Source organism: Thermus thermophilus, assembly GCF_019974155.1.
Lineage (GTDB): Bacteria > Deinococcota > Deinococci > Deinococcales > Thermaceae > Thermus > Thermus thermophilus_C.
The window spans coordinates 1,465,536-1,483,509 of record NZ_AP025158.1; the positions used below are offsets into that span (position 1 = coordinate 1,465,536).

The 17,974-nt window shown below is 69.6% G+C and carries 15 protein-coding genes; 6 read left to right on the forward strand and 9 right to left on the reverse strand.

All coding sequences use genetic code 11. The features are described from left to right. Nucleotides 1-10: 10 nt before the first annotated feature. From TthTMY_RS07900 to TthTMY_RS11880, 3 genes are read left to right on the forward strand one after another with little or no spacing between them, the layout of a single operon-like run. Entirely contained in the window at nt 11-490 is a 480-nt protein-coding gene (locus tag TthTMY_RS07900) for a hypothetical protein (protein WP_157745783.1), read from the forward strand. Then, the gene (locus TthTMY_RS07905; RefSeq protein WP_096410876.1) at nt 487-1,143 is read left to right on the forward strand and encodes a response regulator transcription factor; all 657 of its coding nucleotides are present in this window, start codon (nt 487-489) and stop codon (nt 1,141-1,143) included. Before TthTMY_RS07900 ends, TthTMY_RS07905 begins: the two co-directional genes overlap by 4 nt. Continuing rightward, nucleotides 1,140-2,342, forward strand: a complete 1,203-nt coding sequence (locus TthTMY_RS11880) for a sensor histidine kinase (protein ID WP_267873959.1) — start codon at nt 1,140-1,142, stop codon at nt 2,340-2,342. Before TthTMY_RS07905 ends, TthTMY_RS11880 begins: the two co-directional genes overlap by 4 nt. Nucleotides 2,343-2,821: 479 nt before the next feature. Here TthTMY_RS11880 and TthTMY_RS07915 read toward each other — a convergent pair whose 3' ends face one another. The 3 genes from TthTMY_RS07915 to TthTMY_RS07925 all read right to left on the reverse strand — a co-directional run bounded on the left by TthTMY_RS07915 (nt 2,822) and on the right by TthTMY_RS07925 (nt 6,591). Beyond that, nucleotides 2,822-5,398, reverse strand: coding sequence for a phosphoenolpyruvate carboxylase (locus tag TthTMY_RS07915; RefSeq protein ID WP_096410879.1), 2,577 nt, complete (start codon nt 5,396-5,398; stop codon nt 2,822-2,824). Then, nucleotides 5,395-6,153 (reverse strand): TIGR00282 family metallophosphoesterase, encoded by a 759-nt coding sequence (locus tag TthTMY_RS07920; protein WP_223903155.1) that lies wholly within the window; start codon nt 6,151-6,153, stop codon nt 5,395-5,397. The genes TthTMY_RS07915 and TthTMY_RS07920 overlap by 4 nt, the downstream gene beginning before the upstream one ends. 207 nt (nt 6,154-6,360) lie before the next feature. Further along, the gene (locus TthTMY_RS07925; RefSeq protein WP_096410880.1) at nt 6,361-6,591 is read right to left on the reverse strand and encodes a hypothetical protein; all 231 of its coding nucleotides are present in this window, start codon (nt 6,589-6,591) and stop codon (nt 6,361-6,363) included. A gap of 22 nt (nt 6,592-6,613) precedes the next feature. Here TthTMY_RS07925 and recO point away from each other — a divergent pair, with 22 nt between their 5' ends. Next, the gene (gene recO / locus TthTMY_RS07930) at nt 6,614-7,279 is read left to right on the forward strand and encodes a DNA repair protein RecO (protein ID WP_172844629.1); all 666 of its coding nucleotides are present in this window, start codon (nt 6,614-6,616) and stop codon (nt 7,277-7,279) included. On the opposite strand, the gene greA is transcribed toward recO, so the two are convergent. The 3 genes from greA to TthTMY_RS07945 are packed head-to-tail and all read right to left on the reverse strand — an operon-like array spanning nt 7,266 to nt 10,393. Then, nucleotides 7,266-7,736 carry a transcription elongation factor GreA gene (greA, locus tag TthTMY_RS07935; RefSeq protein WP_096412969.1) on the reverse strand — a complete coding sequence of 157 codons (471 nt, stop codon included), beginning with the start codon at nt 7,734-7,736 and terminating at the stop codon, nt 7,266-7,268. The genes recO and greA overlap by 14 nt on opposite strands. Before the next feature lie 57 nt (nt 7,737-7,793). Next, nucleotides 7,794-8,534 carry an aminotransferase class IV gene (locus tag TthTMY_RS07940; protein WP_096410881.1) on the reverse strand — a complete coding sequence of 247 codons (741 nt, stop codon included), beginning with the start codon at nt 8,532-8,534 and terminating at the stop codon, nt 7,794-7,796. Next, the gene (locus TthTMY_RS07945; protein ID WP_223903156.1) at nt 8,531-10,393 is read right to left on the reverse strand and encodes a chorismate-binding protein; all 1,863 of its coding nucleotides are present in this window, start codon (nt 10,391-10,393) and stop codon (nt 8,531-8,533) included. Before TthTMY_RS07945 ends, TthTMY_RS07940 begins: the two co-directional genes overlap by 4 nt. A gap of 24 nt (nt 10,394-10,417) precedes the next feature. Here TthTMY_RS07945 and TthTMY_RS07950 point away from each other — a divergent pair, with 24 nt between their 5' ends. Further along, entirely contained in the window at nt 10,418-10,783 is a 366-nt protein-coding gene (locus tag TthTMY_RS07950; RefSeq protein ID WP_223903157.1) for a Uma2 family endonuclease, read from the forward strand. 149 nt (nt 10,784-10,932) lie between these two features. On the opposite strand, the gene metH is transcribed toward TthTMY_RS07950, so the two are convergent. Then, entirely contained in the window at nt 10,933-14,490 is a 3,558-nt protein-coding gene (gene metH / locus TthTMY_RS07955) for a methionine synthase (RefSeq protein ID WP_223903158.1), read from the reverse strand. A 42-nt stretch (nt 14,491-14,532) separates the two neighbouring features. Between metH and TthTMY_RS07960 the strand changes: the two genes are divergently transcribed. Beyond that, a complete protein-coding gene (locus TthTMY_RS07960; protein WP_096410882.1) occupies nt 14,533-16,053 on the forward strand; it encodes a nicotinate phosphoribosyltransferase in 1,521 nt (506 codons plus the stop codon). A gap of 98 nt (nt 16,054-16,151) precedes the next feature. Here TthTMY_RS07960 and clpX read toward each other — a convergent pair whose 3' ends face one another. Further along, complete coding sequence (clpX, locus tag TthTMY_RS07965) at nt 16,152-17,351, reverse strand: ATP-dependent Clp protease ATP-binding subunit ClpX (protein ID WP_223903159.1); 1,200 nt, start codon at nt 17,349-17,351, stop codon at nt 16,152-16,154. Continuing rightward, nucleotides 17,338-17,922, reverse strand: coding sequence for an ATP-dependent Clp endopeptidase proteolytic subunit ClpP (clpP, locus tag TthTMY_RS07970; protein ID WP_096410883.1), 585 nt, complete (start codon nt 17,920-17,922; stop codon nt 17,338-17,340). The genes clpX and clpP overlap by 14 nt, the downstream gene beginning before the upstream one ends. Nucleotides 17,923-17,974 lie beyond the last annotated feature (52 nt).

Below are 17,974 nucleotides of genomic sequence, written 5' to 3' on the forward strand. Positions count from 1 at the left end.
GCCAAGGACCGTGGAAGGGGGAAGGGCGCGGCGCAGACCCGTATTCGCCCTCCTGGGCATGGCCTCCGTCCTGCTCTTTCTAGCCTGGGGGCAGGCGCCCTCCCCTCTTCCCCCCGAGGCGGCCTTTGAACGGGTGAGGGCCTACCTAGGCGGGGGGAGCCTGGACGAGGTGTACAAGTACGCCTACGGCCCCAAGCCCAAGGAGGGCTGGACCGTCTATGAGTTCGGGCTTCCGGGGGTGGAGGTGTGGCTGGAGGTCGGAAGCCTTAGGGTGGTGCTGTACCGGCCCAAGAAGCCTCCCAAGCACCTCGCCGAGCCCCACCTTCCCTTCCCCCAGGTCCTCTCGCGGGTGCGGGCCCGGTACGGGGAGCCCTGGAGGCTGGAGCTAAAGCCGAAACCCAAGGAGAGGCTCTTGGTCTGGGAGGCCAGGGGGCTTTTTGGCGAAGTCTGGCTGGAAGCCGCCACGGGAAGGGAGGTGCTTCGGCGGTGAGGCTCTTGCTGGTGGAGGACGAGCCCGAGGTGCGCCGCCTGGTCAGGGAAGTCCTGGAGGAGGCGGGCTGGGCCGTGGACGAGGCCGCCGGGGTGGCCGAGGCTCTGGGACTCCTGGAGGCCTTCCCCTACGACCTCCTGGTGCTGGACCTGGCCCTGCCTGACGGGGACGGCCTGGAGGTTCTCCGCCTCGTCCGCTCCCGGGAGATGAGCCTGCCGGTCCTGGTCCTCACCGCCCGCGACGCCCCCCAGGCCCGGGTCCTGGGCCTGGAGGAGGGGGCCGACGACTACCTGGTGAAGCCCTTCTACCCCCAGGAGCTGGTGGCCCGGGCCCGGGCCCTCCTGCGGCGGAGCCGGGGCCTGGCCCACAACTGGCTGAGGCGGGGCCGGCTGGAGCTCGACCTGGAGGGGCGCCAGGCCTTCTGGGAGGGAAAGCCTGTGCGGCTTTCGGCCCGGGAGTACGCCCTTCTGGAGGCCCTGGCCCTTTGGGAGGGGGGGTTCGTTCCCCGGGAGCTCCTCTTGGAGAAGGTGTGGAACGGGGAGGAGAGCGTTGAGCCGCGCACCGTGGACACCTACATCAAGTACCTCCGCCGCAAGCTGGCCCCCGAGGCCATAGAGACCGCCCGCGGACTGGGGTACCGCTTCGTGGGATGAGCCTGCGTGCCCGCTTCGCTCTCTACGCCTTCGGGGTGGTGGCCCTGACCCTCCTGGTTTCGGGCCTGGCCCTACAGAAGGCCCTCTGGTTCTTCCTCCTGCGCCAGGTGGACCGGGAGCTTTGGAACCTGCTGGACACCTCCCTCGCCAACCTGCGGCCCGACGAGGAAGGGGTCTTGCGCCTGGACCTGGATGCGGAGCTCTTCGCCTCCTTAAGGCCCGACACCCTGGTGCTGGTGGTGGGCCCCCAGGGGCTCCAGGACGCCCTGGGGATCCTGCCCCCCCTGGACCGACTGGAGGCCCTGACCCGGGGGGAGGCCGGGGACTACCGGGTCCAGGCCCGGACGGCGGACGGGGTGAGGGTGCTCGCCGCCCGCCACCTTGGGGAGCTTCGGGAGTTGGCGTCCCTGGTGGACCGGCTCCTGCCCGTGGTCCTCCTCCTCGCAGGGGGGACGGCCCTCCTCTCGGCGCTTTTCCTCTCCTCCCGGGCCCTCGCCCCCCTGAGCCAGGCCACCCGGGCCGCCCTGGACCTCGCCCGGGACCGGGCCTGGAACCGGCGCCTCCCCCTTCCCCTTGTCCAGGACGAGGTGGCCCAGATGTTGGAAGCCTTCAACCAGGTCTTGGATACCTTGGAGGGAGCCCTGGACGCTGAGCGGCGCTTCGCCCAGGAGGCCGCCCACGCCCTCCGCACCCCGCTGACGGTGCTCCTGGGCCATCTGGAACGGGGCAGGGTGGAGGAAGCCAGGGCCCAGGCCAGACGACTTGGGGAACTGGTAGAGCAGCTCCTCTTCCTGGCCCGGTCCGAGGCGGACGCCCTGGCATGTGCCCCCCTGGAACTGGACACCCTGGTCTTCACTGAGGCCGAGTCCCTGCGCCCCGCCTTCCAGGCCAGGGGGTTGCGGCTTCTCCTGGACCTCCCAGAGGAACCCGCCCGGGTCCTGGCCAACGAGCAGGCCCTCCGGGCCATGGTGGTGGCCCTGCTGGAAAACGCCCTGCAGCACACCGCCAAGGGGGGAACGGTCCGGGTGGAGGTGCGGGGGAGCGAGCTTCGGGTGCAGAACGCCCCGAGCCACCCCCAGCCGGGCACAGGCCTCGGGCTCAGGCTGGTGAACACCCTGGTGCGGGCCCAGGGGGGAAGCCTCCAGACGACAGAAGACGGGCAGGGGTTTCAGGTGACCCTCCGCCTCGCCAAAGGCTAGCGGGCCGTCCTTCCCCCCGGTCAAGGGTGAGGCCCCTCTGATAAGAAATCCTCCTGATCCTGTTCCCCAGTGCTCCCAGGCCACTCGTAGAAGAGGACACGGCCAGCGCGACGTTCTCGTGATAAGGGAAAAGCCTACGGGGAGTTCTTATAAGGATACAGCGGGCGTTTTTTGTTGTGGCTTCAACCCTCGGGATGTTAGCTAACTGTTAGCTTATCGGGTGAATCAGGGGGGAGGTATGGGGATAAGTCAGGGAAGAAAATGCGCTGAGAATGGGCATTGTGGAAGAAGAGGGACGGGGAGGGATGGATGGGTACGCTCCTTCTAAGCGGTAGGTCGGGGGTTCGAATCCCTCCGGGCCCGCCAGGCCCGCCCTCCCCCACCGGGGGAGGGCGTTTTCACCCCAGGGTGGCTTGCGCCAGCCTGAGCCCCAGCAAAAGGTCCCCGAGGAGCTTCTCTTGGGCCAGCCGGGCCAAAGATCACCCCGCGTTCCTGAGGCCCGCCGCCACGCCCAGGATGGAGAGGAGAAGGGCCCGCTTCAGGGCTTCGTCCTCCTTGCCCCCGGGGGCCCGGTAACGGCGGAGAAGCTCCACCTGGACGATGTTGATGGGGTCCACGTAAGGGTTACGGAGCCGGATCTGCCGCTCCAGGGTCCTCTGGTTGTGGAGAAGGGGGGCCTGGAAGACGGCCTCCAAAAGGGCCACGGTACGGGCGTGTTCCTCCGTAAGCCGGCGGTAGAAGAACCTCAGGGGCTCGGGGACCAGGCGCAGATAGAGGCGGGCCACCCCCATATCCGCCTTGGCGAGGGCCATGGCCGCGGCCTCCAGGGTGGAAGCGAAGAAGGGCCAGTCCCGGTACATCTCCCGGAGGAGGTCCAAAGGAAGGACCTCCAAAGCGGAGAGGCCGTACCAGCCGGGCAGCAGGACCCGGACCTGGGTCCAGGCCATGACCCAGGGGATGGCCCGGAGGTCCCGGATGTCCCGCACCCGCCCCCGGCGGTACACGGGGCGGCTGGCGATGGGAAGCTCCCCGATCTCCCGGATGGGGGTGAAGGCCTCAAAGAAGTCAAAGAACCCCTCCTCTTGGAGGAGGGCGCGGTAGCGGCGGGTGCTCTCCTCCGCCGCCTGGGCCAGGGCCTCCCGCCAGCGCGCCTCGGGCTCCCGGCCGGGGCCCAGGGCCGCCAGGGCGAAGTGGTACAGCATCTGCTCCAGGTGGCGCACGGCGAGGTCGGGGTGGCCGTACCGGTCCGCCAGGGCCTCCCCCTGCTCCGTGAGGCGGATCCTCCGCCCCACGCTCCGGGGCGGGAGGCTCGCGATGGCCCGGCCCGCGGGGCCCCCGCCCCTCGCCGTGGAGGTCCCCCGGCCGTGGAAGAAGTAGACGGGAAGCCCCACCTCCTCCCCCACCCGGCTCAAAGCCTCCTGGGCCTCGTAAAGGGCGAGGTTGGCCATGAGGAAGCCCGCGTCCTTGTTGGAGTCGGAGTAGCCGATCATCACCTCCACCCCGCCCCGCCCCCGGGCGTGGGCCAGGAAGATGGGGTTCTCCAGGAGGCGGCGGAGCACCCCGGGGGCCCGCCTCAGGTCCTCCAGGGTCTCAAAGAGGGGGACCACGTCAAAGGGGAGGGGGCGGCCTGGGCGGTAAAGCCCCACCTCCCGGGCGAGGAGGAAGACGGCGAGGAGGTCCTCCGGGTGGTGGGTCATGGAGACCACGTGGGCCCCCTTGTCCCGCCAGGCCCGGAGGGCCTCCAGGGCCACCCTTAGGGCCTCCCCCTCCGGGGCCTCCCCCACGGGGAGGAGGGGGCGGGCGGTCTTAAGCTCCTCGGTGAGGAGGCGCTCCCGTTCCTCCTGGGGAAGGGCGAGGAAGTCGGGGTGGACCCCGCCCGCCCGGAGGAGCTCGGCCGCGGCCTCAAGGAGCCTCCCCGACTCCTCCCTGAGGTCCAGGGGGGCGAGCTCCAGGCCGAAGGCGGAAAGGCGGGCCTCCAAAGGGCCCAAGAAGGCCTCGGCCACCCGGCCAAGCCCCACCTCCCTAAGCCCCCGCTCCGCCGCCTTGAGGGCGGCGAGAAGCCCCTCCGTGGTGGCCTCCTCCCGCTCCAAGGCCCGGTACAGGGCGGCAAAGTAGCGGCGGTAGGGCTCCCCCATGAAGCGCTCCACCCCCTCTCCCCTCTCCCGCACCTCCCGGGGAGCGGGGACGCGGGTCTCGGCCAGGGAGAGGTCGCGCACGAGGTCCTCGAGGGCCTCCAGAAACCGCCTCCGGGCCACCTCCCGGGCGTAGCGCCCGGCGAAGGCGGTGACCTCGGGGGTGACGAAGGGGTTGCCGTCCCGGTCGCCGCCGATCCAGCTCCTGAAGCGCACGGGGCTTTTCAGGCGGGGTCTTCGCCCGTACACCCTCTCCAGGGCGGCCTCGAGGCCCGCCACCACCCGGGGCACGGCCTCCCACAGGGTGGTGGGCAGGTAGTAAAGCCCCCCCTTGATCTCGTCCTCCACCGTGGGGCGGGCCTTGCGCACCTCCTCCGTGGCGTAGAGGAGGGCCACCCGGGCGGCGAGCCTTTCCTTCTCCCCCGCCTCCAGCTCCCTCTGCAGGGCCTCGAGGTGGTGGCGCAGGGTGCGGCGCCGGGTCTCCGTGGGGTGGGCGGTGAAGGTGAGGAGGAGCTCCAGGCGGTTCAGGTGGGCCTCGGCCTCCTCCAGGGAAAGCCCCCGCTCCTTAAGCGCCTTGGCCAGGGCCAGGAAGCCCTCGGGCCTGGGGTTTTCCAGGGTCTCGGCCTGGGCCCGCAAGCGGTTCACCCGCACCCGGTGGCGCTCCTCCGCCAGGTTCACCAGGTGGAAGTAGTGGGTGAAGGCCCGCACCAAGGCCTCGGCCTCCTCGGTGGAAAGCCCCTCCACCCGGGCCAAAAGGGCCTCTCCCGCCGCCTCGTCCCCCTGGCGGCGGGCCTTGGCGAGGGCCCGCACCTCCTCCACCAGGGCGAAGAAGCGCTCCCCGGAGAGGGTCCGGATGGCCTCCCCGAGGAGGCGGCCGAGGAGGTCCACCTCGGCCTTGAGGAGGGCGAAGGGGTCCTGGCTCACGGCTCCTCCCAGACGTAGGGGCTTATGGCCACGGGCCTTCCCCCCTCAAAGACGAGCTCCGTGGCGTGGAGGCGGGCCTTGCCCTGGGCGGCGCGGAAGGGCTGGGGGCGCCCCGTGAGGAAGCGGGCGAGGAAGGTCTCCACCTCGCCCCCGATGATGGAGTGGTAGGTCCCGGTCATGCCCACGTCGGTCTGGTAGAGGGTGCCCTTGGGCAGGCGGGTGGCGTCCAGGGTGGGGACGTGGGTGTGGGTACCGAGGACCGCGCTGGCCCTGCCGTCCAGGTAGTAGGCCAGGGCCATCTTCTCGCTCGTGGCCTCGGCGTGCACCTCCACCACCACGTAGTCCGCCTTTTCCACCTCCAAGAGGCGGTCTAAGGCGCGGAAGGGGTCGTCCAGGGGGTCCATGAAGACCCGGCCCATCACCTGGGTGAAGAGGAGGCTCTCCCCGCCCACCTCCAGCCGCCAAAACCCCTTGCCCGGGGTCCCCGGCGGGTAGTTGAGGGGGCGCACCACGGGCTCGGACTCTAGGAGGGCGTAGACCTCCTTGTGGTCCCAGGCGTGGTTCCCCAAGGAGACGAGGTCCACCCCGGCCTCGCGCAGGAGGCGGTAGCTACGCCGGTCCAGGCCCTTGCCTCTTGCGGCGTTTTCCCCGTTGGCGATGACCAGGTCGTAGCGGTCGCGAATGTCCGGGAGGTGGAGGCCCACCGCCCGGAGGCCCGGCTCGGCCATCACGTCCCCGATGAAGAGAACCCGCATGGGGGCATTATATGCCCCCATGCGGGAGGCCCCCGGTCAACCCACCTGGACATAGGCGTGGCCCTTAGCCTGGAGCTCGCCCAGGGCCCCACGCCCGAGGGGACCCACCTGAGAACGTCCCCGGAGCGGAGCCGGTCCATGGGAATAGGGTTCTCATTCCACCCGCTCAAGGGGGATATAAGGGGGGAGTCCCTCCGTGTCAAGGGTCTAGGCCTGCCGCCGCTGGAGGAGGTAGACGACCCCATACCCGATGGCCGCCAGGATGAGGACGGGCACGGCGTACTTGAGGAGGAGGAAGATTAGGTCGGAGAGGGCGAGGAGGACCCTGCCCAGGAAGGTGAAGACCCACCCCCCGAGCCAGAAGGCGAGGAGGACCCCCACGACCACCAAAAGCCCCAGCACCACCCACTCCAGGATGTCCCTCAGCGTGCGCTCCATGGCTCCAGCATACACTGGAAAGGTGGAACGCTACCGGCTGGAAGAGGGCATCGTGGTGGGCCGGAAACCCCTGCCCCAGGGGGACCTCCTCCTCCGCCTGGTGACGCCCAGGGGGAGCCTCGAGGCGGTGGTCCGGAAGGGGCAAAGGCCCACGGGGCGTACGGGGAGGCTCTCCCTCTTCCACCACGTGCGCTTCCAGCTCTACGACAAGGGGGAAGGCCTCCCCACCCTGACCCAGGCGGAGCTTTTGGGCAGGCTCCACGGCCTCGAGGCGCCCCGCCGCTTCCTCCTCGCCGCCTTCCTCGCCGAGCTCGCCTACCGCCTGGCCTCCCCCGAGGCCGCCCCCAGGGTCTACCCCCTTTTGGTCTCGGGCCTTCGGGGGATCGCCAAACACGAGGACCCCCTCCTTCCCCTGGTCTGGGCGGGCTGGCGGGTGGCCAAGGCGGGGGGGATCGGGCCCAGCCTAGAAGGGGAAGGCCTCCGCCTAAAGGGGGGGAGGCTCGGGGAGGAGGGGGTCTACTTGGGGCGGGAGGGGGTGGAGGCCCTCAGGGCCACCCTCCGCCTCCCCGGGGCCCAGGCTCTTCCCCGCCTGGAAGGGGCGCCCCTAAACCGGCTCTTCCTGGCGCTCAAGGCCCACGCGGAGGAGGCCCTGGGGCCCTTGCGCTCGGCGGAGGCTATAGGGGTTTGATCTCCAGGATGGTGTAGACCTGGGCGCCCTTCTTGCCCCGGATCTCCACCACGTCCCCCACCTTCTTGCCCAGAAGGGCCTGGCCCAGGGGGGACTCGTCGGAGATCTTGCCGCTGAAGATGTCCGCCTCGTGGCTGCCCACGATGGCGAGGGAAAGCCTCTCCCCGGTCTCGGTCTCCAGCTCCACCTGGCAGCCCAGGGCCACCTGGTCGTAGGAGCCGTTCCCCTCCACGATGACCGCCCGGGCGAGGAGGTCCTCAAGCTGGGCGATGCGGGCCTCGTTCTGCCACATGGCCCGGCGGGCCTCGTCGTAGCCCGCGTTCTCCCTGAGGTCCCCCTCCTCCAGGGCCTGCTCAAAGTCGGCGGAGATCTCCTGGCGCTTCACCGTCTTCAGGTGGTTGAGCTCCTCCTGAAGGCGCCGGTAGCCTTCCGGGGTCAGGTAGACGGGCTTCTTCATGGGCTCCTCCCGTGCAAAAAGGGGCACCAGCCCAAGGCCTTTGGGCTGGCGGTACCGTTACTCAGTATAGCAGGCGGGGCGGAAGCGCTCTATGAGGGGAAGGAGCTCCACAGGGGGCGGCCCCACGGGGAGGAGGCCCACCCCGCTTCCCGCGAGGAGGAGGTGGCCCCGAAGCCCTTCCGGGCCCAGGCGAACCCGCTCCACCCGGAGGCCCAGGCCCCGGGCGGCCTCGGCCACCTTCTCCCGGGTGATCCCCTCGAGGCCCCCCTCCAGGAGGAAAAGCGTCCCCTCCCGGAAGAGGAGGGGGCTCGTGCGGCTCCCGTCCACCACGTGGCCGGAGGCGTCCAGGAGGAGCCCCTCAAAGGCCCCCTCCTTCCGGGCCTCCTCCAGGGCCAGGCGGTAGGGGAGGTAGTTGCCCGTCTTGTAGCGGGCGAGGTCGGGGTGGACCCGGTAGCCCGTGAGCCGGACCCGGACCCCCTCCCGGTAGAGGGATGGGGGCAGGGGGGCGTAGGGCCTGGCCTCGGAGAGCCGCACCCCCTCCCCCACGGTGAGGCGGAGGCGGAGGCAGGGAGCGTCGGGAAAGGCCCGGAGGAGGGCCTCGAGGTCCTCGAGGAAGGCCTCGTCCCCCGGGTAGAAAAGCCCCAGGGCCAGGGCGTGGCGGCGGAGGCGGGCAAGGTGCTCCTCAAGCCAAAGGGGCCTTCCCCCTTCCGCCCGAAGCGTGGTGAAGACGCTCGCCCCGTGGTAGAGGAAGGCCTCGGGGAGGTCTAGGGCGAGGGGCGTGCCGTTTAAAAGCCTCATCCCACCTCCAGGAACCGGGCGAGAAGGAGCATGCCGTAAGGGGAAAGCAGGCTTTCCGGGTGGAACTGGACCCCATAGGCCCGCCTCCCGTCCCAGATGGCCATGGGCACGCCGTCTTCCGTCCAGGCGAGGAGCCTAAGCCTTGGGGGAAGGCGCCTTAAGGCCAGGGAGTGGTACCGGGCGAAGGGGGCGGGGGTCGGGATTCCCTTAAAGAGGCCCTCCCCGGTGTGGAAGACGGCGTGGGCCTCCCCGTGCACGGGGGCCTCCCGGTAGAGCTCCGCCCCCAGGGCCACCCCCAGGGCCTGGTGGCCCAGGCAGACCCCGAGGAGGGGAAGCCCCGCCGCCAAGGCCTTCTCCGTCCACTCCAGGACGCGCCCCGCGGTGAAGGGGTCCTTGGGCCCGGGGCCCACCACCAGGTGGGTGAAGCCCTTTAGGTCCGGGGCCTCCTCCTGGTCCACCACCAAGACCTCGGCCCCCAAGGCCCGCAGGTAGTCCACCAGGTTGTGGCTGAAGGAGTCCCGGTTCTCCAGGAAGAGGACCCGGGCCCCAAGGCGCCGGGGCGGGGGAGGCGGGCTCCAGGCCGAGGTGGGCTTGGGGGGAAGGGGCCTCTGCCCCGGCCTTCCCCTCTCCAGGGCCAGGAGGAGGCTTTGCGCCTTGTGGAGGGTCTCCTCGTACTCCCGCTCCGCCTCCGAGGCGATGACCACGCCCGCCCCCGCGGAGAAGAGGACCTCCTCCCCCACCCTCTGGAAGGAGCGGATGAGGAGGTTGAAGTCCGCCCCCCGCCCCGAGACGTACCCCAGGCTCCCCGTGTAGGCCCCCCGAGGCACGGGCTCCAGCTCCCTTATGGCCTCCATCACCGTCCCCTTGGGGGCCCCGGTGATCGTCCCCCCGGGGAAGAGGGCGGCGAAGACCTCCCCCAGGGAAGCGTCGGTGAAGCCCTCCACCTCGGAAACGAGGTGCATCACGTGGGCGTAGCGCTCCACGGTGAAAAGCTCCCGCACCCGCACCGTCCCCGGGCGGGCCACCCGGGCGAGGTCGTTCCGGAGGAGGTCCAGGAGCATCACGTGCTCCGCCCGCTCCTTGGGAGAGGCAAGGAGTTCTCCCTCTAAGGCCAGGTCCTCCGCCTCCGTCTTTCCCCTAGGCCGCGTGCCCGCGATGGGCCGGGCCAAGACCCTGGGGCCCACCTTCTTAAAGAGCCTCTCCGGGCTCCCCGAGACCACGGCCCACCCCTCCCCCTCCAAAAGCCCCATGAAGGGGGAGGGGTTCAGGGCGCGAAGCCTGGCGTAGAGGAGAAGGGGGTCCACGGGGCCCAGGAGGCGGAAGCGGTGGGAGAGGTTCACCTGGTAGACCACCCCGGCGCGGATCCTCTCCCGCACCTCCTCCACCCCGCGCAAGAAGGCCTCCCGGGGGAAGTCCGAGACCAGGGGGTGGCGGGGAAGGGGCGGGGGGGCGTAGGGAAGGGGCCGCAAGGGAAAGGAAGGGGCCTCCACGAGCTTCCCCTCGAGGAGGGCGAAGCCTTCCGGGTAGTAGAGGAAGAAGGCCTCGGGGAGGCCGGGGAGGGGCTCGTGGGTGGGAAGGCCCAGGTGGCGGGCGAACTCGTAGGCGAAAAACCCGATCCAGGCGGGGAAAAACCTCTTACCCAGGCCCCTTTCTAGGTAGCGGAAGACCTCCCGGGCCTCCCCCACCCTCTTCCCGTCCAGGTAGAGCCTCCCCTCCCAGACCTCGAGGCGGTGCGCGGGCCTCACCCCGAGGAGGGAAAGCCGGGAAAAGGGCGTCCTCGGCCCCAAGGACTCCAGGAGGGCGGGCCTTAGGCCCAAGCGCCTGGCGGCGTGGTAGAGGCCCAAAAGACCCCCGGCCACAGGCGCAGTATATTGCGGGCAAGGATGGACAAGCACCGCTTCACCGTGGAGGCCTACCGCAAGGCCCACGAGGCCGGGGCCTTACCCGAGCGGGTGGAGCTTCCGGAAGGGGAGGTTTACGCCGTATCGCCCATGGGGAAAGGGCACCGCCTCTACGTGATGCCCCTGGACCGGCTCTTCCAAAAGCCCCTGGGAAGCGAGGCCGCGGTCATGGTGCGGTGTCCCCTTCTCCTCTCCGGGACGTCCGAACCCGTGCTCGATCTCGTCCTCCTGCGCCCGCCCCTGGAGGCCTACCGGGAGAGGGACCCCGGGCCGGAAGACGCCCTTTTGGGGGTGGAGGTGGCCGAGACCGCCCTGGTCCAGGACCGCGCCCTCAAGCCTCCCCTCTAAAAGGCGGGCATCCCCGAGGCCTGGATTGTCCACCTGCTGGAGGAAGCGCTGGAAAGCTACGCCTTCCCTCACTACCTCCCCGAGCGCCACCCCAAGGGGGAAAAGGTGGCCCCCAAGGCCTTTCCTAGGAAGAAACTCGCCTGGTGGGTTTAGTCCACGCTGAAGTAGCGGGCCTCGGGGTGGTGGACCACGAGGGCGCTGGTGGCGTGCTCCGGCTCCAGCTGGAAGTTCTCCGTGAGGCGCACCCCCACCCGGTGGAAGCCCATGAGCCGGTCCAGCTTGGCCTGGTCGGCGAGGTCGGGGCAGGCGGGGTAGCCGAAGGAGTAGCGGGCCCCCTGGTAGCCCTGCTGGAAGAGCTTCGGGATCTCGGTGGCGTCCTTGTGGGCGATGCCCCACATCTGCCGCATCCTCTTGTGCCAGTACTCCGCCAAGGCCTCGGTCATCTCCACGCTGAAGCCGTGGACGAAGAGGTAGTCCTGGTAGGCCCCGGACGCGAAGAGGGCCTGGGCCTTTCGGGAAGGGGCCTCCCCCATGGTGACGAGCTGGACCCCGAGGACGTCCCGGGCCCCCGCCCGGAAGGCCTCCTCGGGCATCCAGTCCGCCTCGTCCCCCAAAGGCGCGGCAAACCGGGGGCGGAAGTAGTCCACGAGGCTCAGGCCCCCGCCCTTCTGCCGGGGGAAGCGGAAGCGTTCCAGCACCTCCCCCGTCTCTGGGGAGAAGACGAGAAGCTCCTCCCCCTCCCGGGCCACGGGGAAGAAGCCGTAGAGGACCTTGGGCTCAAGCCACCCTTCCGCCATGGCCTCCTTGAGGAGCCTCCGGAAGACGGGCTCCGCCTCCCGCTCCACCAGGGCCTGCCACGCCTCCCGGTCCATCCCCTTGCGGCTATAGCCCCACTGGCCCCGGTAGAGGGCGAGCTTGTTGACGTAGTGGGCGATGGTGGCGAGGTCCAGCCCCTCCTCCACCCGCACGCCGAAGAAGGGGGGCCGGGGGATAAAGGGGGCCTCCCCCACGGGCCGGGGGCGGGGCGCCGCCTTGGGGGCCTCCCTCTTGGGCCTAGGGGGGGCCTTCCGGGTGAGCTCGGGAGGGGCGTGGCCCGTGAGCTCCTCCATGAGCCTCAGGCCCTCAAAGGCGTCCTCGGCGTAGTAGACGTTGGGGTAGATGGCCTTGAGCTCCTCCACGTAGCTCCGGGTGAGGGCGGCCCCGCCCAGGATCACGGGGAGGGTGTAGCCCCTATCCCGCATGTACTCCAGGTTCTCCTTCATCACCAGGGTGCTCTTCACCAGGAGGCCCGACATGCCCACGGCGTGGGGCTTGTGCGCCTCCACGGCCTTCAGGATCTCCTCAATGGGCACCTTGATCCCCAGGTTCACCACCCGGTAGCCGTTGTTGCTGAGGATGATGTCCACCAGGTTCTTGCCGATGTCGTGCACGTCCCCTTTGACGGTGGCGAGGACCAGGGTGCCCTTGCCCTCCCCCTTCTTCTCCATGTGGGGCTCGAGGTAGGCCACGGCCCGCTTCATCACCTCGGCGGCCTGGAGGACGAAGGGAAGCTGCATCTTCCCCGCCCCGAAGAGCTCCCCCACCTCCTTCATCCCCGCGAGGAGGGGGCCGTTGATGAGGTCCAAGGGCTTGTGTCCCGCCTTTAGGGCCTCCTCCAGGTCGGCCTCGAGGCCCCCCTTCCTCCCCTCCACCACGCGGCGCTTGAGCCTCTCCAGAAGGGGCAGGGCCAGGAAGGCGTCCTCCTTCTGGGCGGGGTCTTCCTTGTGGGCCTCAAAGTAGGCCATGAAGGCGAGGAGGGGGTCAAAGCCCTCCTTGCGGCGGTCGTAGATGAGGTCTAAGGCGAGGGCGTAGGCCTCCTCGGGGATCTGGCTTATGGGGAGGATCTTCCCCGCGTCCACGATGGCCGCGGTGAGGCCCCTCTTCCTCGCCTCGTCCAGGAAGACGGAGTTGAGAACGCGCCTGGCCCGGGGCTTGAGCCCGAAGGAGACGTTGGAGACCCCGAGGATGAACCCCACCCCGGGAAGCCTCTCCCGTAGCTCCTCCAGGGCGAAGAGGGTCTCCTTGGCGAGAGGGCGGCTTTCCTCGTCCCCTTGGGTGATGGGAAAGGTGAGGAGGTCAAAGAGGAGGTCCTCGGGGCGGAAGCCGTGGTGCTCCGTGAGGCGCTCGTACATCCTGAGGGCCACCCGCACCTTCTCCTGTTGGGTCTTGGCCATCCCCCTCTCGTCAATGGCGAGGACCACGAGGGCCGCCCCGTGGGCCTTGGCCAGGGAGGCCACCCGGTCAAAGCGCTCTAGGCCGTCCTCGAGGTTGGCGGAGTTCAGGAGGACCCGGCCCGGGAGGTGCTTGAGGGCGAGCTCCATGGCCTCGGGGGAGGTGGAGTCCACCATGACGGGGACGGTGACGGCGGTGGCGAGGTGGGGAAGGAGCCACCGGAGGTCCTCAAGCTCGTCCCGCCCTGTCCAGGCCACGGAGAGGTCCAGGGCGTGGGCCCCCTCCTCCACCTGCTCCCGGGCGAGGGCGAGGAGGCCCTCGAGGTCGCGGGCGAAGAGCATCTCCCGGAAGCGCTTGCTCCCCGTGGCGTTGAGCCTCTCCCCCACGAGGAAAAGGCTCGCCTCTTGCCTCAGGGGCACCGCCTGGTACAAGGAGGCCACCTGGGGAGGGAAGCTTTCGGGCCTTGGCCTCGGGGTGAGGCCCTTCACCGCCTCGGCCACCTTTCGGATGTGCTCAGGGCCCGTGCCGCAGCACCCCCCCACAGCGTTCACCCCGTACTCGGCCACGAACTTGAGGTGCCACTTGGCGAGCTCCTCGGGGGTGAGGTCGTAGACCACCCTCCCCCCCTCGTTCCGGGGAAGGCCCGCGTTGGGGAGGCAGGAGACGAAGCGGGTGCTGTGCTCGGCGAAGTAGCGCACCTTGCTGTCCATGAGGTCGGGGCCCGTGGCGCAGTTCATCCCCACCACGTCTATGGGGAGGCTCTCCAGGGCGGCCAGGGCCGCCTGCTCGTCCGTGCCCACGAGCATCGTCCCCGTGGCCTCAAAGGTCACCTGGACCTGGAGGGGCACCTCCCGGCCCACCTCGGCCATGGCCTCCCGCACCGCCAAGACGGCGCAGCGCACCTGGAGGATGTCCTGGGCGGTCTCCAGGAGGATGAGGTCCACCCCGCCCCTAAGGAGCCCCCGGGCCGCCTCCTTATAGGCCCGGTGGAGCTCGTCCCAGGAGATCTGGCCCAGGGAGACGAGCTTGGTGCCCGGGCCCAAGGCCCCCGCCACGAAGGCCCCGTAGGGGTCGGCGGCCTCCCGGGCGATCTTGGCCCCGAGGAAGGCGAGCTCCTCCGCCTCCTCGCCAAGGCCGTACTCGGCGAGGACGTGGCGCAGGGCCCCGAAGGTGTTGGTCTCTATGACCTCGGCCCCGGCCTCGAGGTAGGCGAGGTGGATCTCCCGCACCACCTCGGGCCGGGTGCGGTTCAGGACCTCGGGGCAGCCGAAGTAGGCCTCCCCGCCGTAGTCCTCGGGGGTGAGGTCCTTTTTTTGGAGCTCGGTGCCCATGGCCCCGTCAAAGACCAAGGGCCTCTCCAGGAGGGCCTGGAGGTAGGGAAACTTCTTCGCCCGGGCCTCCTTGTTGTAGCCGAGGCGCACCAAGGGGGCGTCCCCCCAGCCCGCCCCCCCGAGGTGGTGGCGGCAGCCGGGGCTGCAGGCGTGGACCTCCACCATATCCCGCTAGTGTAGCGAACCGGGCGGGGCTATGCTAGGCCCATGGACCCCTTCGGCATCCTCTACACCGACCTCTACCAGCTCACCATGGGCCAGGTCTACTTCCGCATGGGCCTCCACGAGAAGGAGGCCCTCTTTGAGGCCTTCTACCGGAAAAACCCCGACTACGGGGCCCACCAGGCGGGCTACACCGTCTTCGCCGGGCTGGACCCCTTCCTAAGCTGGATGGAGGAGGCCCGCTTCGGCGAGGAGGAGCTTGCCGCCCTCCGCAGCCTAAAGGGCCCCTCGGGGAAGCCCCTCTTCGCCGAGGACTACCTCCGCTACCTCAAGGCGATGGGGGGGTTTTCCGGCCTCACCCTAAGGGCCCTCCCCGAGGGGCGGGTGGCCCACCCCCAGGTGCCCCTGGTGAGCGTGGAAGGCCCCCTCCTTCAGGCCCAGCTCCTGGAGACCGCTCTCCTCAACCGCCTCAACTACGAGACCCTCATCGCCACCAAGGCGAGCCGGGTGCGGGAGGCGGCGGGGGAGGCTGTGGTCTTGGAGTTCGGCCTCCGCCGCGCCCCGGCCAAGGGCGGGGAGAGCGCCACCCGGGCGAGCCTCATCGGGGGGGCGAACCGCTCTAGCGCCGTGAGCCTCTCCCACCTCCTGGGCCTTCCCGCCTCCGGCACCCACGCCCACAGCCTGGTCCAGGCCTTCATGGCCTTGGGCTACGGCGAGGAGGACGCCTTTCGGGCCTTCGCCGAGGTCTTCCCCGACGACACCATCCTCCTTTTGGACACCGTGGACACCCTCCACTCGGGGCTTCCCCACGCCATCCGGGTCTTTGAGGAGCTTAGGCGCAAGGGGCATAGGCCCCTAGGGGTGCGCATAGACTCCGGGGACCTGGCCCACCTCGCCATCCAGGTGGCCAGGGAGCTGGACAAGGCGGGGTTTCCCGAGGTCGTCATCGTCCTCTCCGGGGACCTGGACGAGCTCGTCATCTGGCAGATCAAAAGCCAAATCCTGGAGGAGGCCCCCCGCTACGGGGTGGACCCCGACCGCCTCCTCAAGCGCTTGGTCTACGGGGTGGGCACGAGGATGGTGGTCTCCTGGGGCGCTCCGGCCCTGGGCGGGGTCTACAAGCTGGTGGCGGTGCGGGAAAACGGCACCTGGGCCCCGGCGATGAAGGTCTCCAACTCCCTGGAGAAGGTCCTAAACCCCGGGCACAAGCGGGTCTATCGGGTCTACGACGAGCGGGGCCTCGCCACCGCCGACCTCCTGGCCCTGGCCGAAGAGGAAGTGCGGGAGGACGCCCCCCTCACCCTCCGCCACCCCACGGACCCCACCAAAAGGCGCACCTTAAGGCCGGGAAGCTTCCGGCTCGAGCCCCTCCTGGAGGAGGTGTACCGGGGAAGGAGGCTCTTCCCTCCTCTCCCCCTGGAAGAGCTCAGGAAGCGCCGGGACCGGGACGTGGCCCTCCTGGACCCCGGGGTGCGGCGGCTCGTGAACCCCCACGTCTACCACGTCTCCCTCACGGAGAGGCTTTTCGCCCTGAAGGAGGAGCTGGTGCGGCGGCTTGGGGGCTAAGTACCCCGCTCTGGCTTGCGCCAGAGCGGGGGCCCCAAAAGAGCCTTCGCAAAGCCCTACTTCCGGCGTCCCATGTGGCGAGGTCAAGGTGCGGGCCCTCAGGAGGCCTGCTTGAGCCGCGCCTCCTCCAGGGCCTTCAGGGGGTGGTCCAGGTGGGGGAGGTCAAAGACGATCTCCCGCACCCCGCTCCCCGGGGCCTCAAACATCAGGTCCACCATGGCCTTCTCCAGGATGGCCCTGAGGCCCCTCGCCCCCGTGCCCCGCTTGAGGGCGCGCCGGGCCACCTCCTTGAGGGCCGCCTGGGTGAAGCGGAGCTCTATCCCTTCCATGCGGAAGAGCTCCTGGTACTGCTTCACCAGGGCGTTTTTGGGCTCGGTGAGGATGCGCACCAGGTCGTCCTCGCCCAAGGGGTGGAGCTGGACGATGAGGGGGGCCCGGCCCACGAACTCGGGGATCATGCCGAACTTGATGAGGTCCTCGGGGATGACCTCCAGGGGCTCCTCCCGCTCCTTCCTCCCCCCGGTGAAGCCGATGGCCGTCTGGCCCACCCGGGCCTTGACGATGTTCTCCAGCCCCTCAAAGGCCCCGCCCAGGATGAAGAGGATGTTCTTGGTGTTCACCGGGATGAACTCCTGGTGGGGGTGCTTCCTTCCCCCCTGGGGCGGGACGTTGGCGATGGTCCCCTCAATGATCTTGAGGAGGGCCTGCTGCACCCCTTCCCCGGAGACGTCCCGGGTGAGGGAGGGGTTTTCCGACTTGCGGGCGATCTTGTCAATCTCGTCAATGTAGACGATGCCCATCTCCGCCCGCTCCACGTCAAAGTCGGCGTTCTGCAGGAGGCGGAGGAGGACGTTCTCCACGTCCTCGCCCACGTACCCGGCCTCGGTGAGGGTGGTGGCGTCGGCGATGGCGAAGGGGACCTCCAGGAAGCGGGCCAGGGTCTCGGCGAGGAGGGTCTTGCCCGTGCCCGTGGGGCCGATGAGGAGGATGTTGGCCTTGCCGATCTCCGCCTCGGGGTGGAGGAGGCGCTTGTAGTGGTTGTAGACGGCCACGCTTAGGGCGCGCTTGGCCGCCTCCTGCCCCACCACGTACTGGTCCAGGTGGGCCTTGATCTCCTGGGGCCGGGGGAGGCGGCTCGGCCCCTTGGGGGCGCGGCGCCCCTCCTGGGCCAGGAGCTCCTGGGCCCTTTCCACGCAGTCCTCGCAGATGTAGACGTCCTCAATGGGGCTTTCCAGAAGCCGCCCCGTCTCGGGGGGGCGGAGGCCGCAGAAGCTGCAGTGGGGCCTAGGCCTCTTCACGGGTCACCACCTGGTCAATGAGGCCGTATTCCAGGGCCTCCTGGGCCGAGAGGTAGTAGTCCCGGTCCGTGTCCTTCTCCACCTTCTCCAGGGGCTGACCGGTGTGCTTGGCCAGGATCTCGTTGAGGAGCCTCTTCGCCTTCAGGATCTCCTGGGCCTGGATGGCGATGTCGCTCGCCGTCCCCCGCACCCCGCCCCAGGGCTGGTGGATCATGACCTTGGCGTGGGGAAGGGCGTAGCGGCGGCCCTTCTCCCCCGCCGCCAGGATCACCGCGGCCATGCTGGCCGCCAGGCCGATGACGATGGTGGACACGGGGGCCCGGACGAACTGCATGGTGTCGTAGATGGCGAGGCCCGCGTCCACCTCGCCCCCGGGGGAGTTGATGTAGAGCTTGATCTCCTGGTTGGGGTTCTGGGCGTCCAGGAAGAGGAGCTGGGCCACCACCACGTTGGCCACCTGGGCGTCTATGGGGGTGCCCAGGAAGATGATGCGGTCCTTGAGGAGGCGGGAGTAGATGTCGTAGACGCGCTCGCCGCGGGCCGTCTGCTCAATGACGTAGGGTATGACCATACCAATCCTTAGTTTAGCGGCAAACCCAGGGGGGAAACCCCCCTGGGCCACC

Coding starts and splice junctions, on each gene's coding strand:
- TthTMY_RS11880 (WP_267873959.1), top strand. CDS start 1,140: ATGAGCCTGCGTGCCCGCTTCGCTCTCTACGCCTTCGGGGTGGTGGCC.
- TthTMY_RS07920 (WP_223903155.1), bottom strand. CDS start 6,153: ATGCGGGTTCTCTTCATCGGGGACGTGATGGCCGAGCCGGGCCTCCGG.
- TthTMY_RS07925 (WP_096410880.1), bottom strand. CDS start 6,591: ATGGAGCGCACGCTGAGGGACATCCTGGAGTGGGTGGTGCTGGGGCTT.
- greA (WP_096412969.1), bottom strand. CDS start 7,736: ATGAAGAAGCCCGTCTACCTGACCCCGGAAGGCTACCGGCGCCTTCAG.
- TthTMY_RS07940 (WP_096410881.1), bottom strand. CDS start 8,534: ATGAGGCTTTTAAACGGCACGCCCCTCGCCCTAGACCTCCCCGAGGCC.
- TthTMY_RS07950 (WP_223903157.1), top strand. CDS start 10,418: ATGGACAAGCACCGCTTCACCGTGGAGGCCTACCGCAAGGCCCACGAG.
- metH (WP_223903158.1), bottom strand. CDS start 14,490: ATGGTGGAGGTCCACGCCTGCAGCCCCGGCTGCCGCCACCACCTCGGG.
- TthTMY_RS07960 (WP_096410882.1), top strand. CDS start 14,533: ATGGACCCCTTCGGCATCCTCTACACCGACCTCTACCAGCTCACCATG.
- clpP (WP_096410883.1), bottom strand. CDS start 17,922: ATGGTCATACCCTACGTCATTGAGCAGACGGCCCGCGGCGAGCGCGTC.